25 protein-coding genes and 1 pseudogene are annotated in these 25,102 nt (G+C 64.5%); 14 read left to right on the top strand and 12 right to left on the bottom strand.

From position 1 onward, the window contains the following. Positions 1-27 precede the first annotated feature (27 nt). The 4 genes from Q5Z10_RS08225 to Q5Z10_RS08210 form a co-directional block, all read right to left on the bottom strand. Entirely contained in the window at positions 28-885 is an 858-nt protein-coding gene (locus Q5Z10_RS08225) for a replication initiator protein A (RefSeq protein WP_020228438.1), read from the bottom strand. A 26-nt stretch (positions 886-911) separates the two neighbouring features. Next, positions 912-1,193: a helix-turn-helix transcriptional regulator gene (locus tag Q5Z10_RS08220; RefSeq protein ID WP_003107109.1), complete on the bottom strand. Its 282-nt coding sequence runs from the start codon at positions 1,191-1,193 to the stop codon at positions 912-914. Positions 1,194-1,276: 83 nt separating this feature from the next. Next, positions 1,277-2,038 (bottom strand): DUF2285 domain-containing protein, encoded by a 762-nt coding sequence (locus tag Q5Z10_RS08215; RefSeq protein ID WP_303638637.1) that lies wholly within the window; start codon positions 2,036-2,038, stop codon positions 1,277-1,279. Positions 2,039-2,347: 309 nt separating this feature from the next. Then, positions 2,348-2,698, bottom strand: a complete 351-nt coding sequence (locus Q5Z10_RS08210; protein ID WP_024889328.1) for a DUF2958 domain-containing protein — start codon at positions 2,696-2,698, stop codon at positions 2,348-2,350. A 297-nt stretch (positions 2,699-2,995) separates the two neighbouring features. Here Q5Z10_RS08210 and Q5Z10_RS08205 point away from each other — a divergent pair, with 297 nt between their 5' ends. Beyond that, the gene (locus tag Q5Z10_RS08205) at positions 2,996-3,244 is read left to right on the top strand and encodes an XRE family transcriptional regulator (RefSeq protein ID WP_442758946.1); all 249 of its coding nucleotides are present in this window, start codon (positions 2,996-2,998) and stop codon (positions 3,242-3,244) included. Positions 3,245-3,307: 63 nt separating this feature from the next. On the opposite strand, the gene Q5Z10_RS08200 is transcribed toward Q5Z10_RS08205, so the two are convergent. Next, the gene (locus Q5Z10_RS08200; RefSeq protein ID WP_024889330.1) at positions 3,308-3,622 is read right to left on the bottom strand and encodes a DUF736 domain-containing protein; all 315 of its coding nucleotides are present in this window, start codon (positions 3,620-3,622) and stop codon (positions 3,308-3,310) included. A gap of 636 nt (positions 3,623-4,258) precedes the next feature. On the opposite strand from Q5Z10_RS08200, the gene Q5Z10_RS21360 reads away from it, so the two are divergent. Genes Q5Z10_RS21360 through Q5Z10_RS08175 form a run of 5 tightly spaced genes read left to right on the top strand, consistent with a single transcriptional unit; the run spans position 4,259 to position 10,297 of the window. Next, entirely contained in the window at positions 4,259-4,459 is a 201-nt protein-coding gene (locus Q5Z10_RS21360) for a ribbon-helix-helix domain-containing protein (protein WP_079761927.1), read from the top strand. After that, on the top strand, positions 4,456-6,204 hold the full coding sequence (locus tag Q5Z10_RS08190; RefSeq protein ID WP_235597492.1) for an Eco57I restriction-modification methylase domain-containing protein: 1,749 nt from the start codon (positions 4,456-4,458) through the stop codon (positions 6,202-6,204). Before Q5Z10_RS21360 ends, Q5Z10_RS08190 begins: the two co-directional genes overlap by 4 nt. 51 nt (positions 6,205-6,255) lie before the next feature. Continuing rightward, on the top strand, positions 6,256-6,945 hold the full coding sequence (locus Q5Z10_RS08185) for a PaeR7I family type II restriction endonuclease (protein ID WP_303638636.1): 690 nt from the start codon (positions 6,256-6,258) through the stop codon (positions 6,943-6,945). Positions 6,946-6,950: 5 nt separating this feature from the next. Next, on the top strand, positions 6,951-9,152 hold the full coding sequence (locus tag Q5Z10_RS08180) for an argonaute/piwi family protein (RefSeq protein ID WP_201027070.1): 2,202 nt from the start codon (positions 6,951-6,953) through the stop codon (positions 9,150-9,152). Next, positions 9,077-10,297: a PD-(D/E)XK nuclease domain-containing protein gene (locus Q5Z10_RS08175; RefSeq protein WP_235599609.1), complete on the top strand. Its 1,221-nt coding sequence runs from the start codon at positions 9,077-9,079 to the stop codon at positions 10,295-10,297. The genes Q5Z10_RS08180 and Q5Z10_RS08175 overlap by 76 nt, the downstream gene beginning before the upstream one ends. 145 nt (positions 10,298-10,442) lie before the next feature. Here Q5Z10_RS08175 and Q5Z10_RS08170 read toward each other — a convergent pair whose 3' ends face one another. From Q5Z10_RS08170 to radC, 4 genes are all read right to left on the bottom strand, one after another. Continuing rightward, positions 10,443-12,488, bottom strand: a complete 2,046-nt coding sequence (locus Q5Z10_RS08170; RefSeq protein WP_061198807.1) for a ParB/RepB/Spo0J family partition protein — start codon at positions 12,486-12,488, stop codon at positions 10,443-10,445. Between the two features lie 78 nt (positions 12,489-12,566). Further along, positions 12,567-13,391: a DUF932 domain-containing protein gene (locus Q5Z10_RS08165; RefSeq protein WP_061198806.1), complete on the bottom strand. Its 825-nt coding sequence runs from the start codon at positions 13,389-13,391 to the stop codon at positions 12,567-12,569. Between the two features lie 781 nt (positions 13,392-14,172). Further along, positions 14,173-14,565, bottom strand: coding sequence for a hypothetical protein (locus tag Q5Z10_RS08160; RefSeq protein ID WP_061194610.1), 393 nt, complete (start codon positions 14,563-14,565; stop codon positions 14,173-14,175). 278 nt (positions 14,566-14,843) lie between these two features. Then, the gene (gene radC / locus Q5Z10_RS08155) at positions 14,844-15,350 is read right to left on the bottom strand and encodes a RadC family protein (RefSeq protein WP_061194609.1); all 507 of its coding nucleotides are present in this window, start codon (positions 15,348-15,350) and stop codon (positions 14,844-14,846) included. A 382-nt stretch (positions 15,351-15,732) separates the two neighbouring features. Here radC and Q5Z10_RS08150 point away from each other — a divergent pair, with 382 nt between their 5' ends. The 7 genes and pseudogenes from Q5Z10_RS08150 to arsN2 all read left to right on the top strand — a co-directional run bounded on the left by Q5Z10_RS08150 (position 15,733) and on the right by arsN2 (position 20,261). Continuing rightward, entirely contained in the window at positions 15,733-16,062 is a 330-nt protein-coding gene (locus tag Q5Z10_RS08150; RefSeq protein WP_057380616.1) for an ArsR/SmtB family transcription factor, read from the top strand. Between the two features lie 12 nt (positions 16,063-16,074). Beyond that, a complete protein-coding gene (locus Q5Z10_RS08145; RefSeq protein WP_061194608.1) occupies positions 16,075-16,527 on the top strand; it encodes an ArsI/CadI family heavy metal resistance metalloenzyme in 453 nt (150 codons plus the stop codon). Between the two features lie 12 nt (positions 16,528-16,539). Then, positions 16,540-17,037: an arsenate reductase ArsC gene (locus tag Q5Z10_RS08140; RefSeq protein ID WP_061194607.1), complete on the top strand. Its 498-nt coding sequence runs from the start codon at positions 16,540-16,542 to the stop codon at positions 17,035-17,037. Positions 17,038-17,095: 58 nt separating this feature from the next. Next, positions 17,096-18,130, top strand: a complete 1,035-nt coding sequence (gene arsB / locus Q5Z10_RS08135; protein ID WP_442758956.1) for an ACR3 family arsenite efflux transporter — start codon at positions 17,096-17,098, stop codon at positions 18,128-18,130. 8 nt (positions 18,131-18,138) lie between these two features. Further along, on the top strand, positions 18,139-19,434 hold the full coding sequence (locus tag Q5Z10_RS08130) for a hypothetical protein (RefSeq protein ID WP_061194605.1): 1,296 nt from the start codon (positions 18,139-18,141) through the stop codon (positions 19,432-19,434). Further along, positions 19,431-19,829, top strand: a pseudogene (arsC, locus tag Q5Z10_RS08125) (arsenate reductase (glutaredoxin)); the annotation flags it as partial. The gene Q5Z10_RS08130 and the pseudogene arsC, both read left to right, overlap by 4 nt. Further along, a complete protein-coding gene (gene arsN2 / locus Q5Z10_RS08120; protein WP_235594419.1) occupies positions 19,830-20,261 on the top strand; it encodes an arsenic resistance N-acetyltransferase ArsN2 in 432 nt (143 codons plus the stop codon). It abuts the pseudogene before it with no gap. 50 nt (positions 20,262-20,311) lie between these two features. Here the strand turns inward: arsN2 and Q5Z10_RS08115 are convergent, their stop codons facing one another. Both Q5Z10_RS08115 and Q5Z10_RS08110 read right to left on the bottom strand, forming a co-directional pair. Further along, a complete protein-coding gene (locus tag Q5Z10_RS08115; protein WP_057380149.1) occupies positions 20,312-21,475 on the bottom strand; it encodes a PDDEXK nuclease domain-containing protein in 1,164 nt (387 codons plus the stop codon). Continuing rightward, the gene (locus tag Q5Z10_RS08110) at positions 21,472-22,677 is read right to left on the bottom strand and encodes a tyrosine-type recombinase/integrase (RefSeq protein WP_057380150.1); all 1,206 of its coding nucleotides are present in this window, start codon (positions 22,675-22,677) and stop codon (positions 21,472-21,474) included. The genes Q5Z10_RS08115 and Q5Z10_RS08110 overlap by 4 nt, the downstream gene beginning before the upstream one ends. A 525-nt stretch (positions 22,678-23,202) precedes the next feature. Between Q5Z10_RS08110 and Q5Z10_RS08105 the strand changes: the two genes are divergently transcribed. Next, on the top strand, positions 23,203-23,679 hold the full coding sequence (locus Q5Z10_RS08105; protein ID WP_303638635.1) for a hypothetical protein: 477 nt from the start codon (positions 23,203-23,205) through the stop codon (positions 23,677-23,679). Between the two features lie 9 nt (positions 23,680-23,688). On the opposite strand, the gene hemN is transcribed toward Q5Z10_RS08105, so the two are convergent. After that, on the bottom strand, positions 23,689-25,098 hold the full coding sequence (gene hemN, locus Q5Z10_RS08100) for an oxygen-independent coproporphyrinogen III oxidase (protein ID WP_303638634.1): 1,410 nt from the start codon (positions 25,096-25,098) through the stop codon (positions 23,689-23,691). Between the last annotated feature and the right edge of the window lie 4 nt (positions 25,099-25,102).

Here is a 25,102-nt window from a genome sequence, read left to right as displayed (position 1 = left end):
CGACACCATTCACAGGTTTTCCCGAAGTTATCCCCGTGCCGTCTGCGGCACGGGCCGGAACGTCAGCAGCTCCATGCCGTTGTCGGGCATCCGCTCGATGCCCAGGACGTAACCGGGCAGCGACTGCCGCGCGACGAGCGCACGCAGATCGCAGGCGAAGTCGTAGGGCTTCGCGGTGCTGCCGGACTTCTGGTGCAGATAGCGAAAGTCGAACTGCCAGCCGTATGCCTGCTTGCCGCCGTGCTTGCGCACCAGGCGGTACAGCCACCGCTCGATGCCGCCGGTGAGCCGGAAATACGCCGGGTCGATGGTCAGCACCAGGGCAGCGTCGAGCACGCCGGCGTAGAACCAGTCCGGCAGGATCAGTTCGATGCCCAGCGGCGTGCCGCTGGCATCGGCCAGCTCCTTCCATTCGTTGATCCACGAGAAGCGATGCAGGCGCCGCCCGGTCGTCTCGCGGATGGACGTGGCCACCGTGGTCGATTGCAGCCGGTCGAGCGCGGCCTTGAGGCGCTGGTAGTCGCGCAGCGACTTGCCGCGCCCGATGAAGCGCAGGATCTCGTAGGGCGTCGCGCGCATCAGCCGCGACGGGCGCAAGCCCGCGTCCTTTGCCTCCACGATCTGCGAGGCAGCCCATATCAGCACGTCCGCATCCCAAATCGTGGCGATGCCGTGCTCCTGCGTGCCTTCCACGCGGATCGTCACGTTGCCCGCACGGAAGTCGATGGGCTTGACCCGCTTGGACTTGCCGAGCGAGAAGAACGGATAGGCCATCAAGTCCTGGCTGTCGCGCGGCGCCATGTCGCCGGGCAAGGCGCGGAACAGGTCGAGCTGTTCGCGCTCCTGCAACGGCCGCTGCCGGGACGGCAGCGCGGAGCTGGACATGGCGATGGCCTGCCGCGCGCCGCCGATCAGCGCGCACGGCTGTCGGCCGAGTGGTGCTCGGCGTATTCGGGATCGGAGGTCGTCTCAAAACTGCGGTCGGCGGCCCAGGCATCGAGGTCGGCCACGGCGTACATGACGCGGCGGCCGAACTTGCGAAAGCGCGGGCCGCCGCCGATCACGCGCTGCTTTTCCAGCGTGCGCGGCGACAGGCGCAGGTATTCGGCCGCTTCGTCGTTGGTGAGATAGCGTTGGGGCTGCGCGGCAGCGGTCGAGACAGTGGCGGCAGGCCGCAAGGGAGCGGGACGCATGGTGTGAACCTCCATCGGTTGAAAGCGCCCGGCCACACAGCGCGACCGGATGGAGGCAGTCTCAAGAAGCGAGGGGTTTTAGATCAGGGCCGTTTTGCATCCACATCAAAACGACCCTTCTCAAGCGGCGGAAGCTGTGCTAATCGGCGGTAGCCGCCGCGCATCAGCGCATCGCCGCGATGCACCAGGCGGCGCACCTTGGAGCGCAGCCCGCCATCGCTGTACCAATCGGCTGCGGCATCTACGCCGAACAGTCCTTCCGCGACTTCACGCAAGGACGCGCCCGCCAGGGTCGCGTCGAGCGCCTGCAAGCTGTGCAGTTCCAGCAGCGCGGTAGGTGTCGGCCTGGGCTTGGCGGCCGCCAGTGCCGCTTGGAGCGCATGACCGCGCGTAGGCGCGGCAGCCCCGCCGCGGTGGGCATAGGCCACGGCCATGCCGTCTTCCAGGCCGGGCGCGAGCGCGAAGCGCAGGCAATGACCTGGGCTGCGCGCGATCAGCGCCAGCCCTTTGCCGTCATGGAGCAGTTGCTTGTGACCGGGGATGCGCCAGAACGCGAAGGTCGCCGCATCCTGTGGCGGATCGGCATCGGGGTAGAGCTGCACCACGGCGGCATGGCCGGGCAGCCAGGCCGGATGCGCGTCGCGCGCATCGAGCGCCGGGTCTTCCAGTAGGCGCAAACCCCAGCGATGCGCCGTGTCTGGCCCGCGATGACGGCGGAGCCAGTCGAGCCGGTAGTCGGGATGCCTGCGCAAATACTCCCAAGCGAGCGCGAGCGCATCCAGCCAAAAGACATACAGGTATGCGGCAGTCGGATACCAATGCGCGAGGTGATGAGGATTGACCATGACGCCTCCTCCTGCGAACAGGACTCGCCGCCACGGAAGAACTACGCGCTACATCGCCATCGTCAGAGCGTCATGGGTTAAAAAGGCGAATGGGGTTGTCAAGACCGATTGGCTCCGATGTGTTGCGATATTCGTCTCAATGATGCGGCGGCAGCGCCCCGAACTTGGAGTGCTGCACAGGCCAGCCTGCCGCAGCCCGTGCTGGGCATCATGTCTATTTGGATCAGACTGGTCGGGCTACGCCGCAAGAATGCTGATTAAGACCTGCCCGGTATGACGCCAGACTGAAAAAGTCACAGTCGGCCGTATTCAGTCCGGGATTGCGCCGTCGCGCTCGGCCAGCCGGGTGTACTCCGACAGCGTGCGCGTGGGGTGGAAATAGCGGTCGCGCAGCACGGGCTGCTGGCGCGGCCCGACGATGCCGGCCAGCTCGGACAGCTTGACGGTTCCCTGCGCCGGCATCCCGATTCCCAGGTCGATGAGACCCCAGGCGGTATCGCCATCGGCGGGATCGAGCGCAGCCAGCAGCCAGGTCACATGCGCGTCCGGCGTGAACAGCCGCACCACGGGCACCGGGTCGATGGCCCGGCCAGCGGCACGGGCCTCGCCGTTGGCGAGCAGTTGCGCGCGCTCCGGGGCGGTGGCGAGTGGCTGCGGCATGGTCGGCAATCCCACAAATCCAATGATGCACGAATGCGGTTTCACGCCAAAGCGCAGAACCGCCAAACCGGATTTACGCCTTCGTGCGCAAGCACGGATGCGGTTCCGTGACTTTGCCGGAACCTGCCGATGCGGATTTCCGTAAAGGCACAAAAACGTAGAACACCAAATGAACACTATAGATTGTAGCCCTATAGGGCGCAATGGGCTGTCATCTTGGTTTTTCGAGGAAAACCATAGGTGGCGGCTGGGAACTCATTGGCGAAGGCGTTGAAGACAGTCAGGAAGGCGCGTGGCTTGAGCCAGGAAGCCTTCTCTGACGTGTCCAGCCGTACCTATATGAGTACCCTGGAGCGCGACCTGAAAAGCCCGACCCTGCACAAGTTGACCGAGCTGTGCGAGGTGATGGAGATCCACCCGCTCACGCTGCTGACGCTGGCCTTTGCGGGCGACAACCCGCGCAAGGCCGACGAGCTGCTGGCGCAGGTGCGCCGGGAGCTGGAGGCGGTGTTGAGCGAACGCGATGCGGCGAAGCCGCGCGCGTGATGCGGTGATGTGCTGCGAACAGCAGCACAGCGCCCCGCCGCAATGGGCGGGGCGCTGCGGCGGTCACGCCGCCTTGGGCTTGCTGCGCGACCAGATCAGGTCGTGCGTACCGTCCTCGTTCTCGATCAGGCGGGCATAGACCGTCGCCGGGAACGAAGGATCGTCGAGGGTCACGGACAGGTAGTCGCGCCCGGCCTCGCTGGTCTTCTTCCACGCCGCGCCGATGTCGTGGCCGGCCGCCTGAAGGCGGAAGTCCGGGGCGTTCTCGGTGTCGCCCTTGTCGTTGGGAACCAGCTTGACCTTGACGTTGAGCGTCAGGGTGCGAAGCGTGCCGGTGAAGCCGTCTTTGTCGGTGGTGAAGGTGCCGATGTTGGCCATGATGTTTTCTCCTTTCGGTTGAACAAGGTTCGCGCCCATCGCGTCCTTGTTGTGATCCGGCCGGCGGGGGACGGGCTGGCTGCACCGCTTGCGGTCGCAACGCAGTGGAGAGCCGGGAGGCGAAAAGAATTTGCTGCGCGAGGAAGCCGCGCAGCGGCGGGGAAATTGTTTTCGCCGGACGGTTGTAGCCATAAGCCCGAGGCGCAGCCGCGCCCTCGCCAGGATTCACAACGAGACAAGGACGCCTTGGGTCGAACCGCTCCGAAAGGAGATGGGGCCGGCTCGGCATCCCCGCACGAAGGCTTCTGCGGCTCGCCCACTGACGCGGGCCAGGTCAACCACCCGACGACAGGCGAGAACGCCCCCGCCGCACCTTGCGGCGCCGCTCTTGAGGCGTGGCGTGGAAGCTCCATAGCGATGCCGGGCGGGTTGTCCGTGAACCGTCCTTCGTGACGTGATGGGCAGGAATCACCAGCGTTGAGGACGGCACGCACCTGCACAACCTGTCGCAGCGAGCGCCAGCGTGTTCGCCAGCACTCCGTCCCCCATGGTGGTGTACGGGCACGACTGACCAATTGGAGTCGTGCACCACCTTGGTGTAAAGTGGTGCATCATCTATCCGACAGTGTTTAGGCCATGCCAGCAACAAAAGACATTGCTACCTCAAAGCCCAAGCGTGATTCGGCTCCGAGGGCGTCCGTGACCTTTCCTCCCGAGCTATACGAAATGCTCGAAGCCCTCGCCCGGAGCAAGAAAGTCTCTGTCGCGTGGGTCGTACGCGATGCTACGGAACGGTATGTCGCGGAACAGTGGCCGCTGCTGGGGAAGCCACAATGAGTTCCGTGCTAGTTGCCCAGCAGAGTGCCAGGGGACTTGCCGCCCGGCAGTCGTCCTTGCCGGGACTTTGCCCGGTCGCGCAGGCTGTCGAAGTACTTGCAACCGACGCCGGCATCAAAGCGCGCGGTGCCGTATTTACACGCCGCGAAATCGTCGAGTTCCTCCTCGATCTCTGCGGGTATAGGGCCGACCGTCCGCTACACAAACTCAAGCTCCTTGAACCGTCGTTTGGCGGCGGGGACTTCCTGCTGCCGGCTATCGAGCGGCTTCTTGCAGCGTGGAACACCTCGAATGATCCGCGTATCCCCGTGAAGGCTCTGGCAGGCGCTATTCGTGCGGTCGAGCTTCATCGGGAGACCTTCACGCAAACGCGCGGCCAGGTCATCGACTTGCTGTCCCGAAGCGGCTTGACGGCTTCGCAATCCATCGCGCTGGCCGATGCGTGGCTGGTCAATGACGATTTCCTGCTGGCTGATCTTCCCGACCCCTTCGATGTCGTGATCGGCAACCCCCCTTATGTGCGGCAGGAACGGGTTCCCGATGTCCTGCTGACAGAATACCGCTCGCGCTACACAACGATCTACGACCGCGCCGATCTCTACATCCCGTTTATCGAACGGTCGCTGCGGTCGCTGACGAATGGTGGCGTTCTCGGATTCATCTGTGCGGACCGCTGGATGAAGAACCGCTATGGCGGGCCGCTTAGGAACCTCGTTTCCGAGCAGTTCCATCTGAAAGTCTACGTCGATATGGTCGATACGCCGGCCTTTCATTCAGAGGTGATCGCCTATCCGGCCATCACCGTCATTGCGCGTGAGCGCGGCACAAGCACGCGGATCGCCCATCGTCCGCCCGTGGAGGCCAAGGCGTTACACGCGCTTGCGTTGGATCTGACTTCATCGCACCGCCCTGAAAAGGGTAGTGCCGTGCAGTTGATTGACGGTGTGGCGAGCGGCGCGGAGCCGTGGATTCTCGATTCATCCGATCAGATGGCCATCATCCGGCGTCTTGAGGCAACCTTTCCTCTTCTCGAGGATACGGGCTGCAAAGTCGGAATCGGCGTTGCGACCGGAGCGGATAAAGCCTTCATCGGGCTGATGGACGAACTCACTGTCGAAGAGGACCGCAAGCTGCCACTCGCGATGACGAAGGACATTGCGGACGGCACCGTGAAGTGGCGCGGCCTGGGCGTCATTAACCCGTTCGCCGATGATGGCAAGCTTGTCGATCTCGCGCGCTATCCGCTGCTCAAACGCTATCTGGAGTTGCGGAAGGAGCAGATCGCCGGGCGGCATTGCGCGCAGAAAGTGCCTGCCAACTGGTATCGCACCATCGACCGAATCACACCGTCCATTGCCGAAACGCCGAAGCTCCTGATCCCCGACATCAAGGGGCAGGCCCACATCGTTTTTGAGGAAGGCAAGCTCTACCCTCATCACAATCTCTACTACATCACGGCGAGCCAGTGGGACTTGAAGGCGTTGCAAGCCGTCCTCCTTTCGTCCGTGACCCGGCTGTTTATCGCAACATATTCAACCAAGATGCATGGCGGCTTCCTGCGCTTTCAAGCGCAGTATCTGCGCCGCCTGCGTCTGCCGCGCTGGAGCGATGTGCCGCAGGCCCTCAAGACTGCGCTTATCAACGCAGCCGACGTGCGCGACCTCGCGGCCTGCAATGCGGCAACATTTCAACTGTACGGATTGAGCCGCCAGGAAAAGGCGGCGCTCGGCGGAAACGGGGACTAAGTTATGGCGCTTGATCTAGCGGACTATGAAACGAAAGCACGGGATGCTGTTATGGCGTTCTGGGGAAATCGAGAGAAGGCGCGACAGAAGCAAGTCGAAGCTGGGGTCGTCGATCAGGGCGAGCGCGCCAGTGTCACCGGTGGCAAGAACATGGATGGATTCGTCGCGCTGATAAAGGACATCGTGCGCGCCAACGGCCTTGCTCATGCACAACTCCATTTGGAACGTCGCGTCCTCACACTGCCCGGATATTTCCGGCCGACAAAGCTCTGGGACTTACTCGTCATGAATCAAGGTCGTCTCATCGCGGCCTTCGAGTTCAAGAGTCAAGTCGGGCCGTCCTTCGGCAACAACTTCAACAATCGCACTGAAGAAGCCATCGGTACGGCGCATGATTTGTGGACGGCTTTCCGCGAAGGCGCATTCGGGGAACAGACCAAGCCCTTTATCGGCTGGCTGATGCTGCTGGAGGATTGCCCGAAATCTGCTACCCCGGTTCGGGACACGTCGCCGCACTTCCCGGTCTTCCCGGATTTCAGGGATGCGTCCTACGCGCAGCGCTACAACGTCCTTTGCCGAAAGCTAATGCAGGAGCAGCTTTACACGGTGGCGTGCATCCTGACATCACCGCGCGCCGCCGCTACGACCGGCGACTATGCGGAGCTTTCCGAAATGACGGGGCTGCGCACCTTCGTAACGGAGTTCGCCGGACACGTCGCAGCCGAAGCGTCGCGGACCTAAGAGGGATGCGCACCTTGCCTATCGTCCTAAACGCTTTCCCCCTCAAAACTCCCGAACTGGAGCTTGAAGCCCGTCAAGTTCCCTATGACAAGGAGACGCTGGACGGCTTTCGCGCGACGCACGGATCGACCCACTCGTTCCGCCGCCAGGGCGACAATATCCTCATCTTCTCGGGAGACGGCACGTTCCCTGTGTCCGGCACCCAGCAGGCCATCGCGCTCAAGGACAATTTCGGCATCTTCTTTTCGCTAGTGAAGGACGGTCTGACGCGGCACTTTGCGGGTCTAGGCCGCAATCCCTCCGGCTTCAACCCTATCGAACTGGTGAGCGCCAGGCCGGAAGACAATCTTCTGGTTCCGATTCTGGGCGATGCTTACCCCTTCAAGGTCTGCGCTAAGTACGCCATCGACACACGCACCGTTCTGGGCCAGCCGTGCCTCGTCATTGATTGCACAACGCGCCGAGTGGTCAAGGAGAATGGCCTGTTCTTCCTCAATGCCGGGTTCGATCTCACGGGCCGTTACGTGGTCACGCAGCAGGAGGACGGATACAGGAAACTCCTGGGCTCGGTGAAGGCCCGAAAGGGCGACACGCTCTTCATCACGCGGCCTGACGGCGAGGTCGTTCAGGCCGAGGCGAAAGACGTTTATCTGGAGGCCAGCCGCGAGAACTTCGATGCCTACATCCTGCATACGCACGGCACGAAGAAAGACGCCATCGTCGAGGGTATCCGGCAATCCGTCTCCATCTTTAATGGCGGTGAGAATAAGAAAGCGCGCATCGACACGCTCAAGAAGTACATCCAGTCGAAGAGCATCACGCTAATCGACGGCACGCGCATCGAGATCGAAGATTCGCCCGAAATTCAGAAGGACTGCGGGCAGATGCCAAAGCCGGTGTTCGTCTTCAACGACAACGGCGAAGCGGATTGGGCCGAAAAGGGCCTGACCCAGAGCGGCCCTTATACGAAGCGGACCTTCGATAGAAATGATCCCTCGATCTGTGTGATCTGCGCCCAGCATGACAAGGGGCGCGTCGAGCAGTTTGTCCGCAAGCTCCTCAAAGGCATCTCGAACAGCAAGTATTTCAGCAACGGCCTTGAAGGCAAGTTCACGCTCGGAACGAGCCGCGTCGAAGTGTTCGCGACGGCAACCGACAGCGTGGAGGCGTATAAGAACGCCATCGAAACCGCGATCCGGAAGAAGGCGGATGACGGCGGGCGTTGGGACTTGGCGCTCGTTCAGGTCCGGCAGTCCTTCAAGAAGCTCAAGGTCACGGAGAATCCGTACTATCTCGGCAAGAGCCTCTTCTTCCTGCATCAGGTTCCGGTACAGGACTTCACCATCGAGCTTCTATCGCAGTCCGATTACTCGCTCGGCTACTCGCTCAATAATATGGCGCTGGCCTGCTACGCCAAGATGGGCGGCGTTCCGTGGCTGCTCAAATCCTCGCCGACGCTTTCCCATGAACTCGTCATCGGCATCGGCAGCGCGAATATCGGGCAGGAGCGCGGGGCCGATAACCAGCGGATCATGGGCATCACCACAGTCTTCTCCGGCGACGGCAGCTACATCGTCTCTAACACATCGAAGGCGGTCGTGCCGGACGCCTACTGCGATGCGCTGACCTCGGTGCTCGATGAGACCATCGAGAAAATCCAGAAGCGTATGAACTGGCAGAAAGGCGACACGATCCGCCTGATTTTTCACGCGCAGGTCAAGAAGTTCAACAAAGACGAGATCGCAGCCGTGCGCGCCGTGATCGACAAGTACCGCGAATATCAAATCGAATACGCCTTCGTGAAAATCTCGGAAGATCACGGGCTGCATATGTTCGACTCCGCGACGGCGGGCGTGCAGAAGGGGCGGCTCGCTCCCCCGCGCGGAAAGACCTTCAAACTCTCCAAGCATGAGATGCTGGTCTATCTGATCGGCCAGCGAGAGTTGCGGCAGGACACGGACGGGCATCCGCGCGGCGTGATCCTTGATGTTCATAAGGACTCGACTTTCAAGGACATCAAGTATCTGAGCGCGCAGCTCTACAGCTTCGCCTCGCATTCCTGGCGCAGCTATTTCCCAAATCCCATGCCGGTGACGATCAGTTATTCCGACCTTATTGCCCGGAATCTCGGATGGCTCAACCAGCTTCCGGGCTGGAACGACTCGGTAATGATCGGGAAGATCGGGCAATCCCAATGGTTCCTGTAGAAAAAGACAATGTGTACCAGTTGCGTGAGTACCTGCACCGCAAGGTGATTGAGAGCGCGCATGCTGACCCGTTCAAAGTCTACTTTCTGCATTTCCTAGGATTGTCGAAGGACAGCCCACCATCCTTCGACTTTTCGGCGCTCTCCTTGTACCAACGCTGCGCAATTGCGGGCCTCGGTGTTCTGGACGAAACCGTCTCCAGCCCGGATGTCTCGCGCCTGCTCGGGCAGGCCGCAAAGATCGACTCCACTCCGCGCCCATGGGTCTCGGACGTATTCGGAGTCATGGCCGTGAAATGGCTGGCCGGGCGGATGAACGATGCGCGTATCGCCCGCGAGTTCGAGAATTGGATATCCGGTTTCCTTGCGCAGCAGGCGGGCGGCGACCATCTCAATCTCTTCGAGAAAGATATCGCGGCGTATGTCCACAGCGGCGAATCCTCCATCTATGGCAGTGCCTGCGTGCCGCTCTTTCTTCATTACCGGATGATACGGCGGATCGACGATCAGCAGAGCCGCATGGCCCTGATCGGCCGTTTCATGGGCGAGTTCCGGTCTCAGGCGCAAGACAGCGCCTCAACGGCGCTCTTAAGTTTGATGGTTTACGTCTTCGACCAAGTCAATCAGGACGTGGCTGCCGTGCCGCCAAAAGGCTGGAGTCTCGATGACCTCTTGGAGTTTCTGGAGCATATCCCTGTTGGCCTCAAACGATGGACGTGGGAGGATGCAGGCCGGACCAGGGGCGCGGAACCCGTTAAGTGGCTGGTAGAGAACGAATACCACGTCCAGAATCTTCTCTATTTCCTGCTCGGCCCGATCTTCAATGACATCGCAGACGAAGTGAACCTCCAGCCCGTCGGACAGAAGAATCCGCGCATTGATCTCTACCTGCCGTCGCTCCACACGATCATTGAGGTCAAATACCGGAAGGACGTGAAGAAGTCCTTCCAGGCTCTTATCGGCGAGATTGCTGAGGACGCTTCGCTTTATCGCGCCGACGCGAAATACAAGGACGCGCGGATCGTCAGTATCCTGTGGGACTGCACGCGCGCGACACAGGAACATGCCAAATTCAAAGAAGGTGTCTTAAAGATCGACGGGATTGATGGGTGTGTAGTAACTAATGCGCCCTCAACAATGAACTAGCGAAATTCAGGTTCTTGACGACACTGGGTCGCGAGCTTCGACACGTTTGCTTTGGTCTTTGTGAAACGAGTGCAGCAGAATCGCTGCTCCGCTTTTTGAAGTGCAGAAAGGCCCCAGCTTGGCGCGCCGGGGCCATGTTACGGAATCACGCGGCCAGTGCCTCGGCGGGCTCATCCGCCATTGCCTCGGCATCCTCCGGGGCGTCCTGTTCCTGCGTTTCCTGCGGCGCAGCTTCCGGGCCTTCGGCCTTGAAGATGGCGGGCATCCAGCCCGTGCCATCGGCCAGCCGTTCCGCTTCGCTGGCAATGTCGGCCTTCTTGAGCTTCGCCAGCCGGTTGACCTGCTCGGGCGCGTACTCGCCCACGGCATCCAGAATCGCGGCCTTGGAAACGTGCTTGAAGTAGCCTTCTGCGGTCGGCTTCCACCATGCGGCCATGTCGAGGCCCACGGCCTGCGCTAGTTCCTCGCCGCGCTGGTGCGTCGTGGCGCGAGGCGTCACCACGTCTACCGTCGCGGCCACGCACACCGCCAGCAGGCGCACCAGTTCGTCTTGCGACTTCACCACCAGCGCGGCGAACAGTTCGGCGCTGTCCTCCGGCAAGGCTTCACCGGCCACCTGTTGCAGTTCGCGCAGCGCCACGGCGGCGGGCGATTCCGGCCAGTCCGGGGTCATGCCTTCCAGCCGGTCTTGCGCCGTAAGGCGCACGCCCAGCGGCAGGCCATCGCCGTAGGCGTCGGGCTGCAAGACGGTCTGCACCATGCCATGCACCAGCGCGGCCAGCGCGACGTGCGGATGCCGTGCGACTTCGATTTGCAGCGCGGCGGTGCGGTGGGCGCTCAACCGCTGCGCCAGCCGGTCGGACAGGCTCGCGGCCTTGGGCGCGTCGTCGTCCTCGCGCTCGTCGTTGGCGGCTTCGCCTTCGGTGCCGCCGAAACCGCGCCGCAGCTTGTCGAGCGTGCGCAGCGCCTTGGCCTCGGCCTCGCGCAGCAGGCCGCGATGAATGGCGGCCTCGCCGTTGCGGTCGATGGTGACGATGGCACCGGCCACGTCGCGCACCTCGGGCGCATAGCCTTGCAAGGCGTCCTCCGCGTCTTGCAGTTCCCCGATCACCTGATCGCGCCGCTGTTCCAGCTTCTCGGCCTTGGCCTCGTCCTCGGCGTCGCAGGCATCTTCCAGTTCGGCGTCGATCTTTTCGAGGCGGGTTTCCAGCGACGCGATGCGGCGGGCCTCGCGGGTCGTCGGCTCGCGGCGATGGCGCGGGGCGTTCTGGAACGCCTGCCGTTCCTCGTAGGCCAGATGCGGCACGGCCTCCACCCATGCCCAGCCCTCGGCGCGCACGTCCTCGGCCAGCGTTGCAAGCTTGTCGCGCACCAGCGTCTCCAGCACTGCGGTATCGGTGAGGTAGGTTCCGGCATCGCCTTCGGCGAACAGGTCGCGGCGGATGCCGCCGCCTGCCTGCCGGTAGGCGTCCAGCCCGACGAAGCGCACCAGCGCGTGCGCGGCGTCGATTTCGCGCTCGGTCAGGCGCTCTCGCAGCTTGGACGGGCTGCGCTGCCATTCCGGCGCACCATAGAACGCGGCTTCCTGAGCGGCGTGGTCGTCGGTGATGGTCAAGGCCATCAACTGTTCCAGCGTCACGCCACCGGCCCGATAGTCGGCCATCAGGCGCGGCGAGACGTTCGCCAGCTTCAAGCGCCGCTGCACCACCAGCGGGGACACGCCGAAATCGGCGGCAATGTCTTCCACCGGGCGACCTTCCTTGACCAGCGCGGCGAAGGCCGCGAACTGGTCGGCGGGGTGCATGTTCTCGCGCTGCACGTTCTCGGCAAGGCTGACAGTGCGGGCCGAAGCATCGGGCACCAGCAGGCACGGCACTTCGTAGTCGGCGGGGATGCGCTTCTTCTTCGCCAGCAGCTTCAAGGCGGTCAGGCGGCGGTCGCCTGCCACCACCTCGTAAGCCTCGCCATCGGCGGAAAGGATGACGATCAGGTTTTGCAGCAGGCCGATGCGGGCAATGCTCGCGGCCAGTTCGGGGATGGACTGGCGCGGGGTCGTCCGCACGTTGCGCTTGGAACGGCGCGGCAGCAACTGCGAGAGGGGAACCAAGATCAGGTTCTTGGTCGGGTCGGCCACTTCCAGCGGCGCGGCGGCTTCGATGGCGATGGCTTCGGTCTTGAGTACGGCGTTCATGGTGATAACTCCTTGCGGTTGGGATGCAGCAGCGAAAGAAGCGGCAAGGGCTGCTGCCTGCCCCTGCCGCGTGGGGATTCAGGCTTTCAACTGGCGCAGGCCATCAGCCAGCAGCCACAGGGCGCGATTGAGGCGCACGCTTTGGTCGATGCCCTGCACGGGCCGGGTGGTCTGGCGGCGGCCATTCGCGGCGCGGGCGGACAGGCCGCCTTTGGTCAAGTTCTCCTGCGTGCGGTTGAACACGCTCCACAGGTCGCGGCGGTCGTCGTCATGGCGGCGCGGCATCAGGATTTGCGATTCCGTGATGGGCGCGGGCTTGTCCTCGTCGTACTTCAACGCCAGCGCAGCGCGGGCGAACACTTCGGATTCCCCGGCGTCCAGCGTGATGGCGCGCATGGCATCGCGTGATTCCTGCGCCCGGTCGAAGCCGTGCAGGACTTCGTAAGCGCCTTCGATGACGTGCCCGGCTACGTCGCCCTTGTGGGGAACGCGCACGTCGGCCACGGTGTCGCCGCAGACAAGGCCATTGCTGCAAACGAAGCGGAACATCCCGGCCAGCATCTGATAGCTACTGGTGCCGTCATGGGAGTTCAGCAGGATGATTTCGTTGGCCTCGCGGCCGTTGATCTGGCTCGCGTGACGCAGCCGGATCATGTGCTTGGTGTAGTCGCGGCGGTCATCGTGGCGCACGCGGGTTTGCGTCACCATGAAAGGCTCGAAGCCTTCCCCGCGCAGTTCTTGCAGCACGGTGGCGGTGGGGATGTAGCTGTACCGCTCGGAGCGGCTTTCGTGCGGTGCCTCGGCGAAGATGGACGGGGCCACGGTCCGGATTTGGTCATCGGACAAGGGACGTTCCGAACGCAGCACCGGGGAACGGGAAGCGAAGCGGGATGCGAGTTGCATGGCATTTCTCCTGACAAAGAAAAAAGGTTTGCTGTTCACACCGCACACCGGATTCCTAGATTCGGAAGCCCAGCCTTTCGGCTGTTCGGTGCGGTCGGCACGAGGAACCCGGTTGGCCCTGTTGCCACCGTCTTTCCTGAGTTCATCGCCCGCGATGGTCAGGAGCGCGCGAACGGGTGCCGTCAAGGAGGCAAGCGCAGGGTTGGTGCGGCCCGCAGCGCAGCGAGGACACGGCCCTGCGCGCCTTGACGGCACACGGGCGCGGGCTACAGTCGCGGTGAAGGTGATGAAGTCAGGGGAGACGGCTGGACAAGGCAACGGCCATCCCACACGCCGACCGCACGGCAAGCGAAGCGCGCAGGCCCGGATCTAGGAATCCGGGCCGGAGGCGTCAGCCGAGCGGAGCGAGGGAACGATGGAAGCCCGTCAGGGGCGAGACGCCGCAGGCGGCTCGATGCGCTACGCGCACGACAGCGCGACCGGCCATGTTTCTTGGCCGGGGACGCACAGCCTTCAATGCTCGATGCACAAGCTCATGCACCAGTCATCGGGAAGCAGGTTCGACAGCGACTGCTGCGGTCTGGCCGATCCGGCACAGCCGGTTCGGCGGTCTTTGAGGGGCGCCAAGCATCGCGCGGCGGGGATAGCCCGCAGGGCTTTCCCCTGGAGTGCAAGCGCCAGCGCGCAGCGCCGTAGGCGCGGAGATACCGGCATCGGGCGCAGCAAAAAGAAAGGTGCGCCGCTCCCAAAGGAACGACGCACCGAAAGCAGCGCGGCGCGATCAGCTCGCCGCCGGCGCCGTCATCGACTGCAACTGCTCGATCACACCAGGCTCAACGAACACGCAAGCCTGCTCGTCCGCGATCGGCACGTTGAACACCTGCGCGAACACCGTGCGCCGCAGATGGGCCAGCCGGCCCGTCCGGTATGCCTGTTCTGGCTTCATGCGCCCGCTGGCCTGCGAGCCGCTGCGCTGCGGATCGCATTCGACCAGCGCGACAAAGCCATCGTCGGACAGCTTCTGATGCTCGGGGCACAGGCCCCAGCCGGTCGCCGTGTGGCGCTCCATGCTTGCGCGCAGGCGCTTGTCCAGCAGGATGGCGCCGGTATCGAACGCCGTGCCGCAAACGAGGCAAACATGCTGTTCGAGGGAAACGTGTGATTTGTCGTTCATGACGATCTCCGGTTGCACGGGCGGAATTGCCCGGAACCGTCGCCAGCACGGCGCAGCGCAGCAGTCAGGGGTCGCAGACGGCCACGGGCCGCAAGCGTGCTGGCACGCGCCGCCCTTGACGGCGAGAACGCCGTGATACGGTGAAGGGACACAGCAAGACCGCCCCCAACCCGACACCACCACACGTGTTTTGGGCAAGTGCGCAGCACGCGCAGGCCCGCGAGGGCTGGAGTTGCGCCGCCGGGCGCAGCAAAAAAGGGGGCCAAAGCCCCCAAAGGTCAAAGCAGGCCGCGTTCGGCGAATGACGTGGTACGGCTCCCGGCGACGATGATGTGATCCAGCGTGCGAACGTCCACCAGCGCCAGCGCCTGCCGAAGCTGCGCGGTCATCACCTTGTCGGCCGCGCTCGGCTCGGGGTTCCCGCTCGGATGGTTGTGCGAAACGATGACCGCCGCCGCATTGAGCCGCAGCGCCAGCTTGACCACCTCGCGCGGATGCACCTCGGCGGCGTCGATCGTGCCGTGGAACATCTCCACGTAGTCGATCAGCCGATGGCGCGTGTCGAGGAACAACACCGCGAAGACTTCGTGCTCGAAGCCGGCCAGCTTGGCGCGCAGGTAGTCCTTGACCACCACCGGCGAAGTGAACTCGGCACCACGCTGCATCTTCTGTTCGATGACCTGGCGCGCGGCTTCCAGAATCTGGTCGGCGTCTGCCAGCCGATAGCGCCCACGGCCATCGCGCACCATCAGCGGGGTATCGAGAGAGAGGGTCAGTTGCGACATGATCGTGCTCCGGTTGCTCGGGCGGAATTGCCCGGAACCGGCGCCAGCACGGCGCAGCGCAAGCAGTCAGGGGTCACAGACGGCCGCCAGGACGCAAGCGCGCATGGCGCGCGCCGCCCTTGACGGCGAGAACGCCGTGATACGGTGAAGGGAACAGCAAGACCGCCCACACCCGCCCACTGCACAGAGTCGGCTTTTGGGGCAAGCGGTGCGCGCAGGCCCGAGAGGGCCGGAGGCGTCAGGGGGCAAAGCCGAATGGCCGCGATTCGGCACGAAGCGCGGGGCGCAGCCCGCGAACCCGACGGCGGCACGCCGGGACGCCATGAGGTTCTGTTTGCTGGCTCCTTGCACAATGATTCAATAAATGTTGTATTATCGAACCATGAACGAAGATCAAGCTGTTTCCGCCCTTGGCGCCTTGGCCCACACCCAGCGGCTGCGCGTGTTCCGCGCCCTGGTCGTCGCCGGCCCCGAAGGGCTGACGCCCAGCGTCCTCGCCGACCAGCTCGACGTGGCCCGCAACTCCTTGTCCTTCCACTTGAAGGAGCTGGCCCATGCCGGCCTTGTCACCATCGAGCAACAGGGCCGCAACCTGATCTACCGCGCCGACTTCGCGCAGATGAACAGCCTGCTCGGCTATATGACCGAGCACTGCTGCCAGGGCAGCGCCTGCGAAGTCACCGAGTCCTCCTCCGCCTGCAAGTCCTGCTGAAAGGAAATCCCCATGAAACGCTTTCACGTCCACCTCCACGTCGATGACCTGAACCGCAGCATCGGCTTCTACTCCCAACTGTTCGCTGCACAACCCACGCGCATCGAAGGCGACTACGCGAAGTGGATGCTTGAAGACCCGCCGGTCAACTTCGCTGTCTCCACGCGCGGCAGCAAGCCGGGTATCGACCACCTAGGCATCCAGACCGACGATGCCGAGGAACTGGCTGCACTGAAGGCCCGTGCGCAGGCCGCCGACATGACGCTGCTGGACGAAGGCACTACGACCTGCTGCTACGCGCGCAGCGAGAAGCACTGGATCACCGACCCGCAGGGCGTGGCTTGGGAACACTTCCACACGCTGGGCAACATCCCCGTCTTCAACGAAGCACCCCAGCCCGTACCCGGTGCCGCTGCGGCGTGCTGCGCGCCACGCGCTGCGAAATCGACTACTTCCTGCTGCTGACGCGAGGCGCATATGACGACAGAACCTACCTACAACGCCTTGTTCCTCTGCACGGGCAATTCGGCCCGGTCGATCCTCGCCGAAGGCATCCTCAACGCCTTGGGCCAAGGGCGCTTCCGCGCCTATTCGGCGGGCAGTCATCCGAAAGGCGAAGTGCATCCCTTGGCGCTCGCCACGCTGGAGCGCCTGCACCTGCCGGCGACCGGCTACCGCAGCAAGAGCTGGGACGAGTTCGTGGCGCCGGGTGCGCCGGTGTTCGACTTCATCTTCACCGTCTGCGACAACGCCGCTGGCGAGGCTTGCCCGCTGTGGCCGGGTAAGCCGGTATCGGCCCATTGGGGCGTGCCCGGCCCGGCGGCCGTCGAAGGCACGGAGGAACAGCAGCGCAAGGCGTTCACGGACGCCGCGATCACCCTGCGCCGGCGCATCGAGCTGTTCCTGTCGCTGCCCCTGAAAAGCCTTGATGCCATGTCCTTGCAGCGCGAGCTGCGCGACATTGGCCACCAGTGAGGCCCGCGCGATGACCGCAGGAACCGATACCGCCGGCCGCGCGCCGGTGGCGCCCGCCATGAGCGTCTTCGAGCGTTACCTGACCGTGTGGGTGCTGCTGTGCATCGTCGCCGGCATCGCCCTGGGCCAGCTTGCGCCCGGTGTGTTCCAGGCCATCGGCCGCATGGAAGTGGCCCAGGTCAATCTGCCGGTGGGCCTGCTGATCTGGATCATGGTGATTCCGATGCTGCTCAAGGTGGACTTCGGCGCGCTGGGCCAGGTCAGGCAGCATTGGCGCGGCATCGGCGTCACGCTGTTCGTCAATTGGGCGGTCAAGCCGTTCTCGATGGCGCTGCTGGCGTGGATATTCATCCGTCAGGTCTTCGCCGAATGGCTGCCGGCCGACCAGCTCGACAGCTACGTGGCCGGCCTGATCCTGCTGGCCGCCGCGCCCTGCACGGCGATGGTGTTCGTCTGGAGCCGGCTGACTGGCGGCGATCCGGTGTTCACGCTGTCGCAAGTGGCCTTGAACGACACCATCATGGTTTTCGCCTTCGCGCCCATCGTCGGCCTGCTGCTGGGCCTGTCGGCCATCACGGTGCCGTGGGACACGCTGCTGGTGTCGGTGGTGCTCTACATCGTCATCCCGGTCATCATCGCGCAGCTCTGGCGCCGCGCGCTTCTGCGCCGGGGCCAGGCCGCGTTCGATCGGGCCTTGGAGCGCATCGGCCCGCTGTCCATTGCGGCCCTGCTGCTGACGCTGGTGTTGCTGTTCGCCTTCCAGGGCCAGGCCATCCTGCAACAGCCGCTGGTCATCGCCATGTTGGCGGTGCCCATTCTGATCCAGGTGTTCTTTAACTCCGGCTTGGCCTACTGGCTCAACCGCAAGGTGGGCGAGAAGCACAACATCGCCTGTCCTTCTGCGTTGATCGGCGCGAGCAACTTCTTCGAGCTGGCTGTGGCCGCCGCCATCAGCCTATTCGGCTTCCATTCCGGTGCGGCGCTGGCCGCCGTGGTTGGAGTGCTGATCGAGGTGCCGGTGATGCTGCTGGTCGTGCGCGTGGTCAACCGATCGCGCGGCTGGTATGAACGCGAGCAGTCCGCGACGCGATGAAAGCGGCAATGAACCTCGCCGAACAGCTCAATCTTTCCTGTGCATGTCGCACGCTCGATGCAACGCGGCTGCACCAAAGCCTGCCCACGTCGCTGGCCGACAGCCATCCCCACTTGTTTTCGGAAACGGCGGTGTTCATCGACATGCCAACCCGCAACGCCATCGCCCAGGCCGTGGCGACGCTGGAACGTGTCACCTGCCTGCCGGGCTATCGGCAGGCGGTGGTGGAACGCGCGCACGGCACGGACACGCTGGCGCCGGACTTCGGCCCATCTGGCGTGTTCATGGGGTACGACTTCCATTTGGGAGCGGACGGCCCACGTCTCATCGAGATCAACACCAATGCGGGCGGCGCGCTGCTTAGTGCCGCGCTGGCCGGGGCGCAGAACACCTGCTGCGCGGCGATGGAACAGTGGCTGGGCCGCGCCGACCTCGCGCAAGCCTTCATCGACATGTTCCGCGCCGAATGGCGGGCACAGCGGGGTGTGCAGTCCTGGCGCACGGCGGTCGTGGTCGATGACGATCCGCAGCAGCAGTACCTCGCCCCCGAGTTCGAGCTTGTCCGGCGGCTGTTCGAGCATCATGGCGTCCGGGCTATCGTGGCCGACCCGCGCGAACTCCAATGGCGCGACGGTGCCTTGTGGCACCCGGCGCTTCCCGCCGATTTGCCAATCGACATGGTTTACAACCGGCTCACCGACTTCGACTTGTCGGAGTCTTCGCATGCGGCGCTGCGCAGCGCCTATCAGGTGGGCGCGGTGGTGCTGACGCCGCACCCACGAGCGCACGCTATGCACGCAGACAAGCGCAATCTGATCTGGCTGGGGGATGACGTACAGATGGCCCGCTGGGGTGCCGGCGAGGCCGACCGTGCCGTGCTGCGCGCGGTGGTTCCCGCCGCCCAAGCTGTCCTGCCGGCCAATGCGGAAGTCCTCTGGCGCGAGCGGCGTCAATGGTTCTTCAAGCCGATGGCGGGCTACGGGGGCAAGGCCGCCTATCGGGGCGACAAGCTGACGCGCAAGACATGGGAGCACATCACTGCCGGCGGCTTCGTCGCCCAGGCGCTGGTGCCGCCCAGCGAGCGCATGGTCACAGTCGATGATGTGCCGATGCGGCTCAAAGTGGACATGCGGGCCTATGCCTATCGGGGACGTGTCCTGCTGCTGGCGGCACGCACCTATGCCGGCCAGACCACCAACTTGCGGACGCCCGGCGGCGGGTTCGCGCCCGTGCTGGTTTTGCCATTTGGTGATGCGGCGCAAGCGAACGATTCTTCCATCACGGTTCAGAAGATGCTGGCATGAGTGACATCACGATCTACCACAACCCGGATTGCGGCACGTCGCGCAATACGCTGGCGCTGATCCGCGCCAGCGGCATCGCGCCCACGGTCATCGAGTATCTGAAGACGCCGCCCGACCGCGAAACCCTAAAGGCGCTGATCGCACGGATGGGCATGCACGTGCGGGACGTGCTGCGCGTCAAGGGCACGCCTTACAAGGAACTCGGGCTGGATGCCGTCCATTGGAGCGACGACGAATTGATCGACCAGATGCTGGCGCACCCGATCCTCATCAATCGACCCATCGTGGTTTCGCCCCTGGGCGTGCGCCTGTGCCGCCCCTCGGACATGGTGATCGAACTGCTGCCACAGCGGCCGGCGGGCGAGATTCGCAAGGAAGACGGTACGCCGCTGCTGGTGGATACGCCGATCGCGGGCAGTGACACGGGCCTCATCACGGCTTTGCAGGAGGCCGGACTGCCCTCGGACGATCTGACCGAGCCGGGGCGCAGCTTCTTCGCCTATTCCACGGTGACAGGCGAGCGCGTGGGCTATGGCGGCTTCGAGCGCATGGGCCGGGATGTGCTGGTGCGCTCCTTGGTCGTGCTACCGAACGCACGCCAGCGCGGCATTGGAGGCGGCATCGTCGCGCTGCTGCTACGCCGTGCCTTCGACGAAGGCGGGCGCGACGCCTGGCTGCTGACCACGACGGCAGCGCCGTTCTTCGAGCGCGCGGGCTTCAAGCCGGTGGAGCGCACAAGCGCACCTGCTTCGGTGCTGGCGACGCGGCAGGCTGCGAGCTTGTGTCCTGCCAGCGCAGCGTTGCTTAGGCGGCCGATTTATCTGTAGCGCAGGCTGGCGCAGCCCGCGAACCCGACGCCGGCACGCCGGGACGCCTGCTATTGCGGGAGCTTCCTGGGCTGCTTCGCCGCGCGCGACTCCAGCAGGCGCCGTGTGGTTTCCAGCTCCTTCTGCAACAGCTCGGCATCCGGCAGGACGGTGCGGTAGTTCGCCGCCATCACCTTCGTCGGCAAGCCCTCCAAGGCATACCGCGCCAGGGCATGGCCCTTGTCGGCGCACAAGATCAAGCCTACGGGCGGGTTTTCATCGGGATAGGCCCAATGCTCCTTGGCATAGTTGCAATACATATGCATCTGGCCCACGTCCGCATGGGTCAGGCTACCCAGCTTCAAGTCGATGATGACCAGGCAGCGCAGCCGCCGGTGGAAGAACAGCAGATCCACCCGATACCACGTCTGGTCGATGCGCAAGCGCCGCTGCCGCCCGACGAAGGTGAACCCTTCGCCCAGCTCCAGCAGAAAATCCTCCAGCCGCTGGATCAGGGCCGCTTCGAGGTCGGATTCCGAATACTCATCCTTGAGGTTCAGGAACTCCAGCACATACGGGTCTTTGATCGCATCGTCCGGCCTGACGGCATCCTCCGGCCTGGGCGCAGCGCCCTTGACCAGCATCGCCGCCTTGTCCTTCGACAAGGCGGTGCGCTCGTAGAACTGGCTGCCGATCTGCCGGTCAAGCTGACGCACGCTCCAGCCGCCGCGCAGCGCCTCCGCCTCGTAGAACCGGCGGGCGTTCTCGTCCTTGACCGACAGCAGCCGCACGTAGGCCGACCACGGCAGCGTGAACACCTGCGCCAGCTCGCCCAAGGCCAGTTTCCGAGACACTGTCTCGGATTTCTCGGCAGGCAGTCCGTCCCCCGATTTCCGAGACAGTGCCTCGGAAATCACCGGCCGGGGATAGGCGGCGAAGAACCGCCGCATGTTCTCCAGGTTGTCCGGGCTGAACCCGCGCCCGAAGCGCGCAGTCAGGTCGGCGGACAGCCGGGCAATCAACTGTTCGCCGTACCCTGCGCGCCGCTTGCCCTGTTGCTCGGCCTCCACGATGCGGCGGCCAATCTCCCAATAGCTGGCCGTCATCAGCGCATTGACGCTGCGCGCCGCCGCTTGGCGGGCGGCATCGAGCAGTTCCACGATGCCGCCGTGGATGCCGGCGTAGCCGGCAGGCACGGCAGCGCCTTTTACTGCTTTGGGCGTCCGGGCGCTCATGCCGTGGCCTCCTGGGGCTGGCGTTGCCGCGCCTTCGTGATGGTCTGGCGCCGGGTCGCCACCAGCTCGGCCGCCTGGCGCACAGGATCGTCCTCGGTGTGGACATAGCGCATGAACATCGCCACGGTCTTGTGCGCTGTCAGCGCCATGCCGACCTTGAGCGGTACGCCCGAATTGGCAATGTCCGTCGCCGAGCGGTGGCGGATGCCGTGGGTGCCGACCTTCGGCACACCGGCACGGTCAAGGATGCGCCGCCACGCCTGATAGTAGGAGTGGGGGCTTAGCGGCTTCTTGTGATCGAGGATCGCGGGGCAAACGTAGGGCGAATCGCCATAGTGGGGGGCACTCTCCAACAGGCGGCGAGCCTCGGCGCTTAGGGGCTTGGACATATCGCCGGTCTTGCTGTCCGGCCAGACCACCCGGCCGTTGGGCAGGTCGAGCCAATCCCATTGCAACAGCAGGATTTCCGACATGCGCGCCGCGAACTCGAATTGCAGCCGGACGGCCAGCAGGTGGATGGGATGTTCCAAGCCCTCGGCCTCGGCCTTCTCCAGATAGGCGAACAGCTTGGTCATCTGGTCGTCGGTAATGAGCCGGGTCGAACCCTTCTCCGGGTACTTGGGAACGTGGCGGCAGGGATTGGAGCCATCGGGCCGGTAGCCCCACAGCTCGGCCAGGTTGAACATCTTGCGGACGAGCGACAGCACGCGGTTGGCCTGGGTGGGCGACTTCTCCATGCGCTTCATCAGCGCGGTGATGTCGTTGCGCGTGACCTCATGAACCTTCTTGCTGCCGAAGGCCGGGATGACGAAGCTGTCAATCTGGTACTGGTAGCCGGCCTGCGTGCTGGGCTTGTTGTGCGGCTTGGAGTGGTCGTCCATGAACCGGCCGCACAGCTCCTTGACCGTCGGCGCCTTGCGGGCTTCGGCCTTGTCGAGTCCGGGATCGCCTCCGCGCCGGACTTCGGCCAGCCAGTCTTGTGCCAGCGATCGGGCCTGTTCGACCGTCAGCTCGCCGAACTGGCCGATTGCCGGCTTGCGCCGCACGCCGGAGTTCGTGCGGTACTGAACCATGAATACCTTGCGGCCGGTTGGTGTAACCTTGCACAAGAAGCCCGGAACGAGCGTATCCCGGAGTTCCACGTCGCAGGTCTGCGCCTGCGCCGTGTCAACGACGGACTTGGTGAGTTTGATCTTTGCCATGAGGTGCTCCTGAAAGGCCCCGATTCCAGGGGCCGGCTAGGAGCCAGGCGGAGGAGAACCGGGGCGGTTTGCATCGCGCACCGGGATATGATCGAAGGCATTGGTCTGGCGGAAAACCTGCTACAGCAAGCCACATCCAAGTCCAGCGTTAGCCCGGTGCGGATGCCATGCTCTGGCTTAAAATCCGCCGGGGGCAACCCCATGCCGGTTCGATTCCGGCTCCGGGCACCAATGGCTTTGACGACTTGTCCCCAGGCCGATTCTGCTCCGCATTTTTCCACGCGCTCCGCGAGGACCTGCTGCAGCAAGTGGCCTGACCCAGAACGGGAGCCAGGTCAATTCGGCAGCGTCTGCCCCGTGGCACATCCCGGCATCCGCCAGCACGATCGACGCACCGCCGGTCCAGCGCGCGGCGGCTGGAACACGGGACCGCGTGGGCAGGTGGATCTTCTACCGGGCAACCGGTGCCCATGGCAGAATCGTCGCGACGCCTCCTGGCCCCGGCAACAGATGAGGAGATCAAGGATGAAACCGACCCTTCCGACCCGGCTGATGCTGGCCGCAGTACTCGGACTTGCCTGCACCTCCGCGCTCGCACAGTCCTCCTCCACGCGCCACAGGGCGGTTGATGGCAGCATCAACGCGCGCTACAGCGACGGAACCTCCAGCAACAGCCGCCGCGACGTCACCGGTGCCACGCAGACGCGGTTCAGCGATGGCCGCCGGTCCACCTCGCGCGTCGATGTCACGGGCACCACCCGCACCTCCTACAGCGACGGCAGTTCTTCGTCTTCGCGCAAGGATGTCACCGGCCAGATCCGCACCACTTACAGCGATGGCAGCTACTCGACCACGCGCACGGATGTCACCGGCCAGACCCGCACCACGTTCAGCGACGGCAGCTATTCGACGTCGCGCACCGACGTGACCGGCCGCATCCACACCACCAACAGCGGCGGGATGGCCGCCCGCCACCCCGAGCGCGGCGTCGGCAAGCGCTGAGCCCTGTGCTCAGATCGCCCGCGAGTAGCGTGGCTGCTCGTGGGCGACACGCAGATAGGGGTCGAAGCACATCGCCAGCAGGCGAAGCAGCGGCCGCCCCGGTTCGCTGGTGCGTACCACGCCATCGCGGTACTCGGCCAGGCCATCCTGCTGCAGACGCTGCACGGCCCGCAGGTCCTCGGCGAAATAGCTCTCGAAGTCGACGCCATGGCGCCGCGCCAGTGATGCCCCGTCCACCTCGCCCTGGCACATCAGCTGCTGGATCAGTTCAGCGCGCAGCTCGTCGTCGGCGCTGAGCGCCACGCCGCGCCACACCGGCAGCTGTCCCTGGTCCACCGCAGCTTCCCACGACGGCAGATCGCGTGGGTTCTGGCTGTAGGTGGCGCCGATATGACTGATCGCACTCACGCCCAGCCCGAGCAGATCGGTGTCGGCATGGGTGGTGTAGCCCATGAAGTTGCGGTGCAGGTGCCCGGCCCGCTGGGCGCGCGACAGGTCCTCTTCGGGCAGGGCGAAATGGTCCATGCCGATGTACTGGTAGCCGGCCCCGGACAGCCGTTCCACCGCCAGGCCCAGCAGCGCCAGCTTGGCGTCCGGCGACGGCAGCCGGCGCTCGTCGATCTGCCGCTGCGCGCGGAACAGGTGTGGCAGGTGGGCATAGCCGTACACCGCCAGCCGGTCCGGGCGCAGTGCCAGCACCAGCTCCAGGGTGCGGCCGAACCCTTCCAGGCTCTGTCCGGGCAGGCCGTAGATCAGGTCGACGTTGACCGAACGCATGCCGCTGTCGCGGCACGCGCGCAGGATGTCCAGCGTCTGCCGGACGCCCTGCACGCGGTTGATCGATTCCTGCACCTGCGGGTCGAAGTCCTGCACGCCCAGGCTGGCGCGGTTGAAGCCGAGCCTGGCCAGCATCGCCACGTCGCCGGTATCGATGAAGCGCGGGTCCAGCTCGATCGAGAAATCACGCTGCGTGCAGTCACTGAAATCGAAGCGGCGGCGCAGCCCTTCGACCAGCGTGGTCATCGCCTCGGCATCCAGGAAGTTCGGCGTGCCGCCGCCCAGGTGCAGCTGGATCACTTCGCGGCCATCGGCGAACTGCGGTGCCAGCAGGTCGGCCTCGGCCAGCACGCGCGACACGTAGCTGTGGCCACGCCCGCGGTCGCGGGTGATCACCCGGTTGCAGCCACAGTAGAAGCACGGGCTGGAACAGAATGGCACGTGCACGTACAGCGACAGCGCGCGCGCCTGCCGGTTGCTGTCGGCGATCGCCTGGCGCAATGCCGGGGCGCCGAAGCCATCGTGGAAATGCGGCGCGGTGGGATACGAGGTATAGCGCGGCCCGGGCCGGTCATGCCGACGCAGAAGATCCGGATCGAAGGTCCAGGCCAGGCCGCCGGCAGCGGGAGAGAACGTGTCCATGGCG

The sequence above is a fragment of the Stenotrophomonas sp. 704A1 genome (assembly GCF_030549525.1).
Taxonomy (GTDB): domain Bacteria; phylum Pseudomonadota; class Gammaproteobacteria; order Xanthomonadales; family Xanthomonadaceae; genus Stenotrophomonas; species Stenotrophomonas tuberculopleuritidis.
This window is presented reverse-complemented; position numbering and strand designations above follow the sequence as displayed.

Coding starts and splice junctions, on each gene's coding strand:
- Q5Z10_RS21360 (WP_079761927.1), top strand. CDS start 4,259: ATGCCAGCAACAAAAGACATTGCTACCTCAAAGCCCAAGCGTGATTCG.
- Q5Z10_RS08175 (WP_235599609.1), top strand. CDS start 9,077: ATGGCTCAACCAGCTTCCGGGCTGGAACGACTCGGTAATGATCGGGAA.
- Q5Z10_RS08150 (WP_057380616.1), top strand. CDS start 15,733: ATGAACGAAGATCAAGCTGTTTCCGCCCTTGGCGCCTTGGCCCACACC.
- Q5Z10_RS08115 (WP_057380149.1), bottom strand. CDS start 21,475: ATGAGCGCCCGGACGCCCAAAGCAGTAAAAGGCGCTGCCGTGCCTGCC.
- Q5Z10_RS08190 (WP_235597492.1), top strand. CDS start 4,456: ATGAGTTCCGTGCTAGTTGCCCAGCAGAGTGCCAGGGGACTTGCCGCC.
- radC (WP_061194609.1), bottom strand. CDS start 15,350: ATGTCGCAACTGACCCTCTCTCTCGATACCCCGCTGATGGTGCGCGAT.
- hemN (WP_303638634.1), bottom strand. CDS start 25,098: ATGGACACGTTCTCTCCCGCTGCCGGCGGCCTGGCCTGGACCTTCGAT.
- Q5Z10_RS08140 (WP_061194607.1), top strand. CDS start 16,540: ATGACGACAGAACCTACCTACAACGCCTTGTTCCTCTGCACGGGCAAT.
- Q5Z10_RS08185 (WP_303638636.1), top strand. CDS start 6,256: ATGGCGTTCTGGGGAAATCGAGAGAAGGCGCGACAGAAGCAAGTCGAA.
- arsB (WP_442758956.1), top strand. CDS start 17,096: ATGAGCGTCTTCGAGCGTTACCTGACCGTGTGGGTGCTGCTGTGCATC.
- Q5Z10_RS08145 (WP_061194608.1), top strand. CDS start 16,075: ATGAAACGCTTTCACGTCCACCTCCACGTCGATGACCTGAACCGCAGC.
- Q5Z10_RS08215 (WP_303638637.1), bottom strand. CDS start 2,038: ATGGTCAATCCTCATCACCTCGCGCATTGGTATCCGACTGCCGCATAC.
- Q5Z10_RS08165 (WP_061198806.1), bottom strand. CDS start 13,391: ATGCAACTCGCATCCCGCTTCGCTTCCCGTTCCCCGGTGCTGCGTTCG.
- Q5Z10_RS08160 (WP_061194610.1), bottom strand. CDS start 14,565: ATGAACGACAAATCACACGTTTCCCTCGAACAGCATGTTTGCCTCGTT.
- Q5Z10_RS08200 (WP_024889330.1), bottom strand. CDS start 3,622: ATGGCCAACATCGGCACCTTCACCACCGACAAAGACGGCTTCACCGGC.
- Q5Z10_RS08180 (WP_201027070.1), top strand. CDS start 6,951: ATGCGCACCTTGCCTATCGTCCTAAACGCTTTCCCCCTCAAAACTCCC.
- Q5Z10_RS08110 (WP_057380150.1), bottom strand. CDS start 22,677: ATGGCAAAGATCAAACTCACCAAGTCCGTCGTTGACACGGCGCAGGCG.
- Q5Z10_RS08210 (WP_024889328.1), bottom strand. CDS start 2,698: ATGCCGCAGCCACTCGCCACCGCCCCGGAGCGCGCGCAACTGCTCGCC.
- Q5Z10_RS08170 (WP_061198807.1), bottom strand. CDS start 12,488: ATGAACGCCGTACTCAAGACCGAAGCCATCGCCATCGAAGCCGCCGCG.
- Q5Z10_RS08225 (WP_020228438.1), bottom strand. CDS start 885: ATGTCCAGCTCCGCGCTGCCGTCCCGGCAGCGGCCGTTGCAGGAGCGC.
- Q5Z10_RS08105 (WP_303638635.1), top strand. CDS start 23,203: ATGAAACCGACCCTTCCGACCCGGCTGATGCTGGCCGCAGTACTCGGA.
- Q5Z10_RS08220 (WP_003107109.1), bottom strand. CDS start 1,193: ATGCGTCCCGCTCCCTTGCGGCCTGCCGCCACTGTCTCGACCGCTGCC.
- Q5Z10_RS08130 (WP_061194605.1), top strand. CDS start 18,139: ATGAACCTCGCCGAACAGCTCAATCTTTCCTGTGCATGTCGCACGCTC.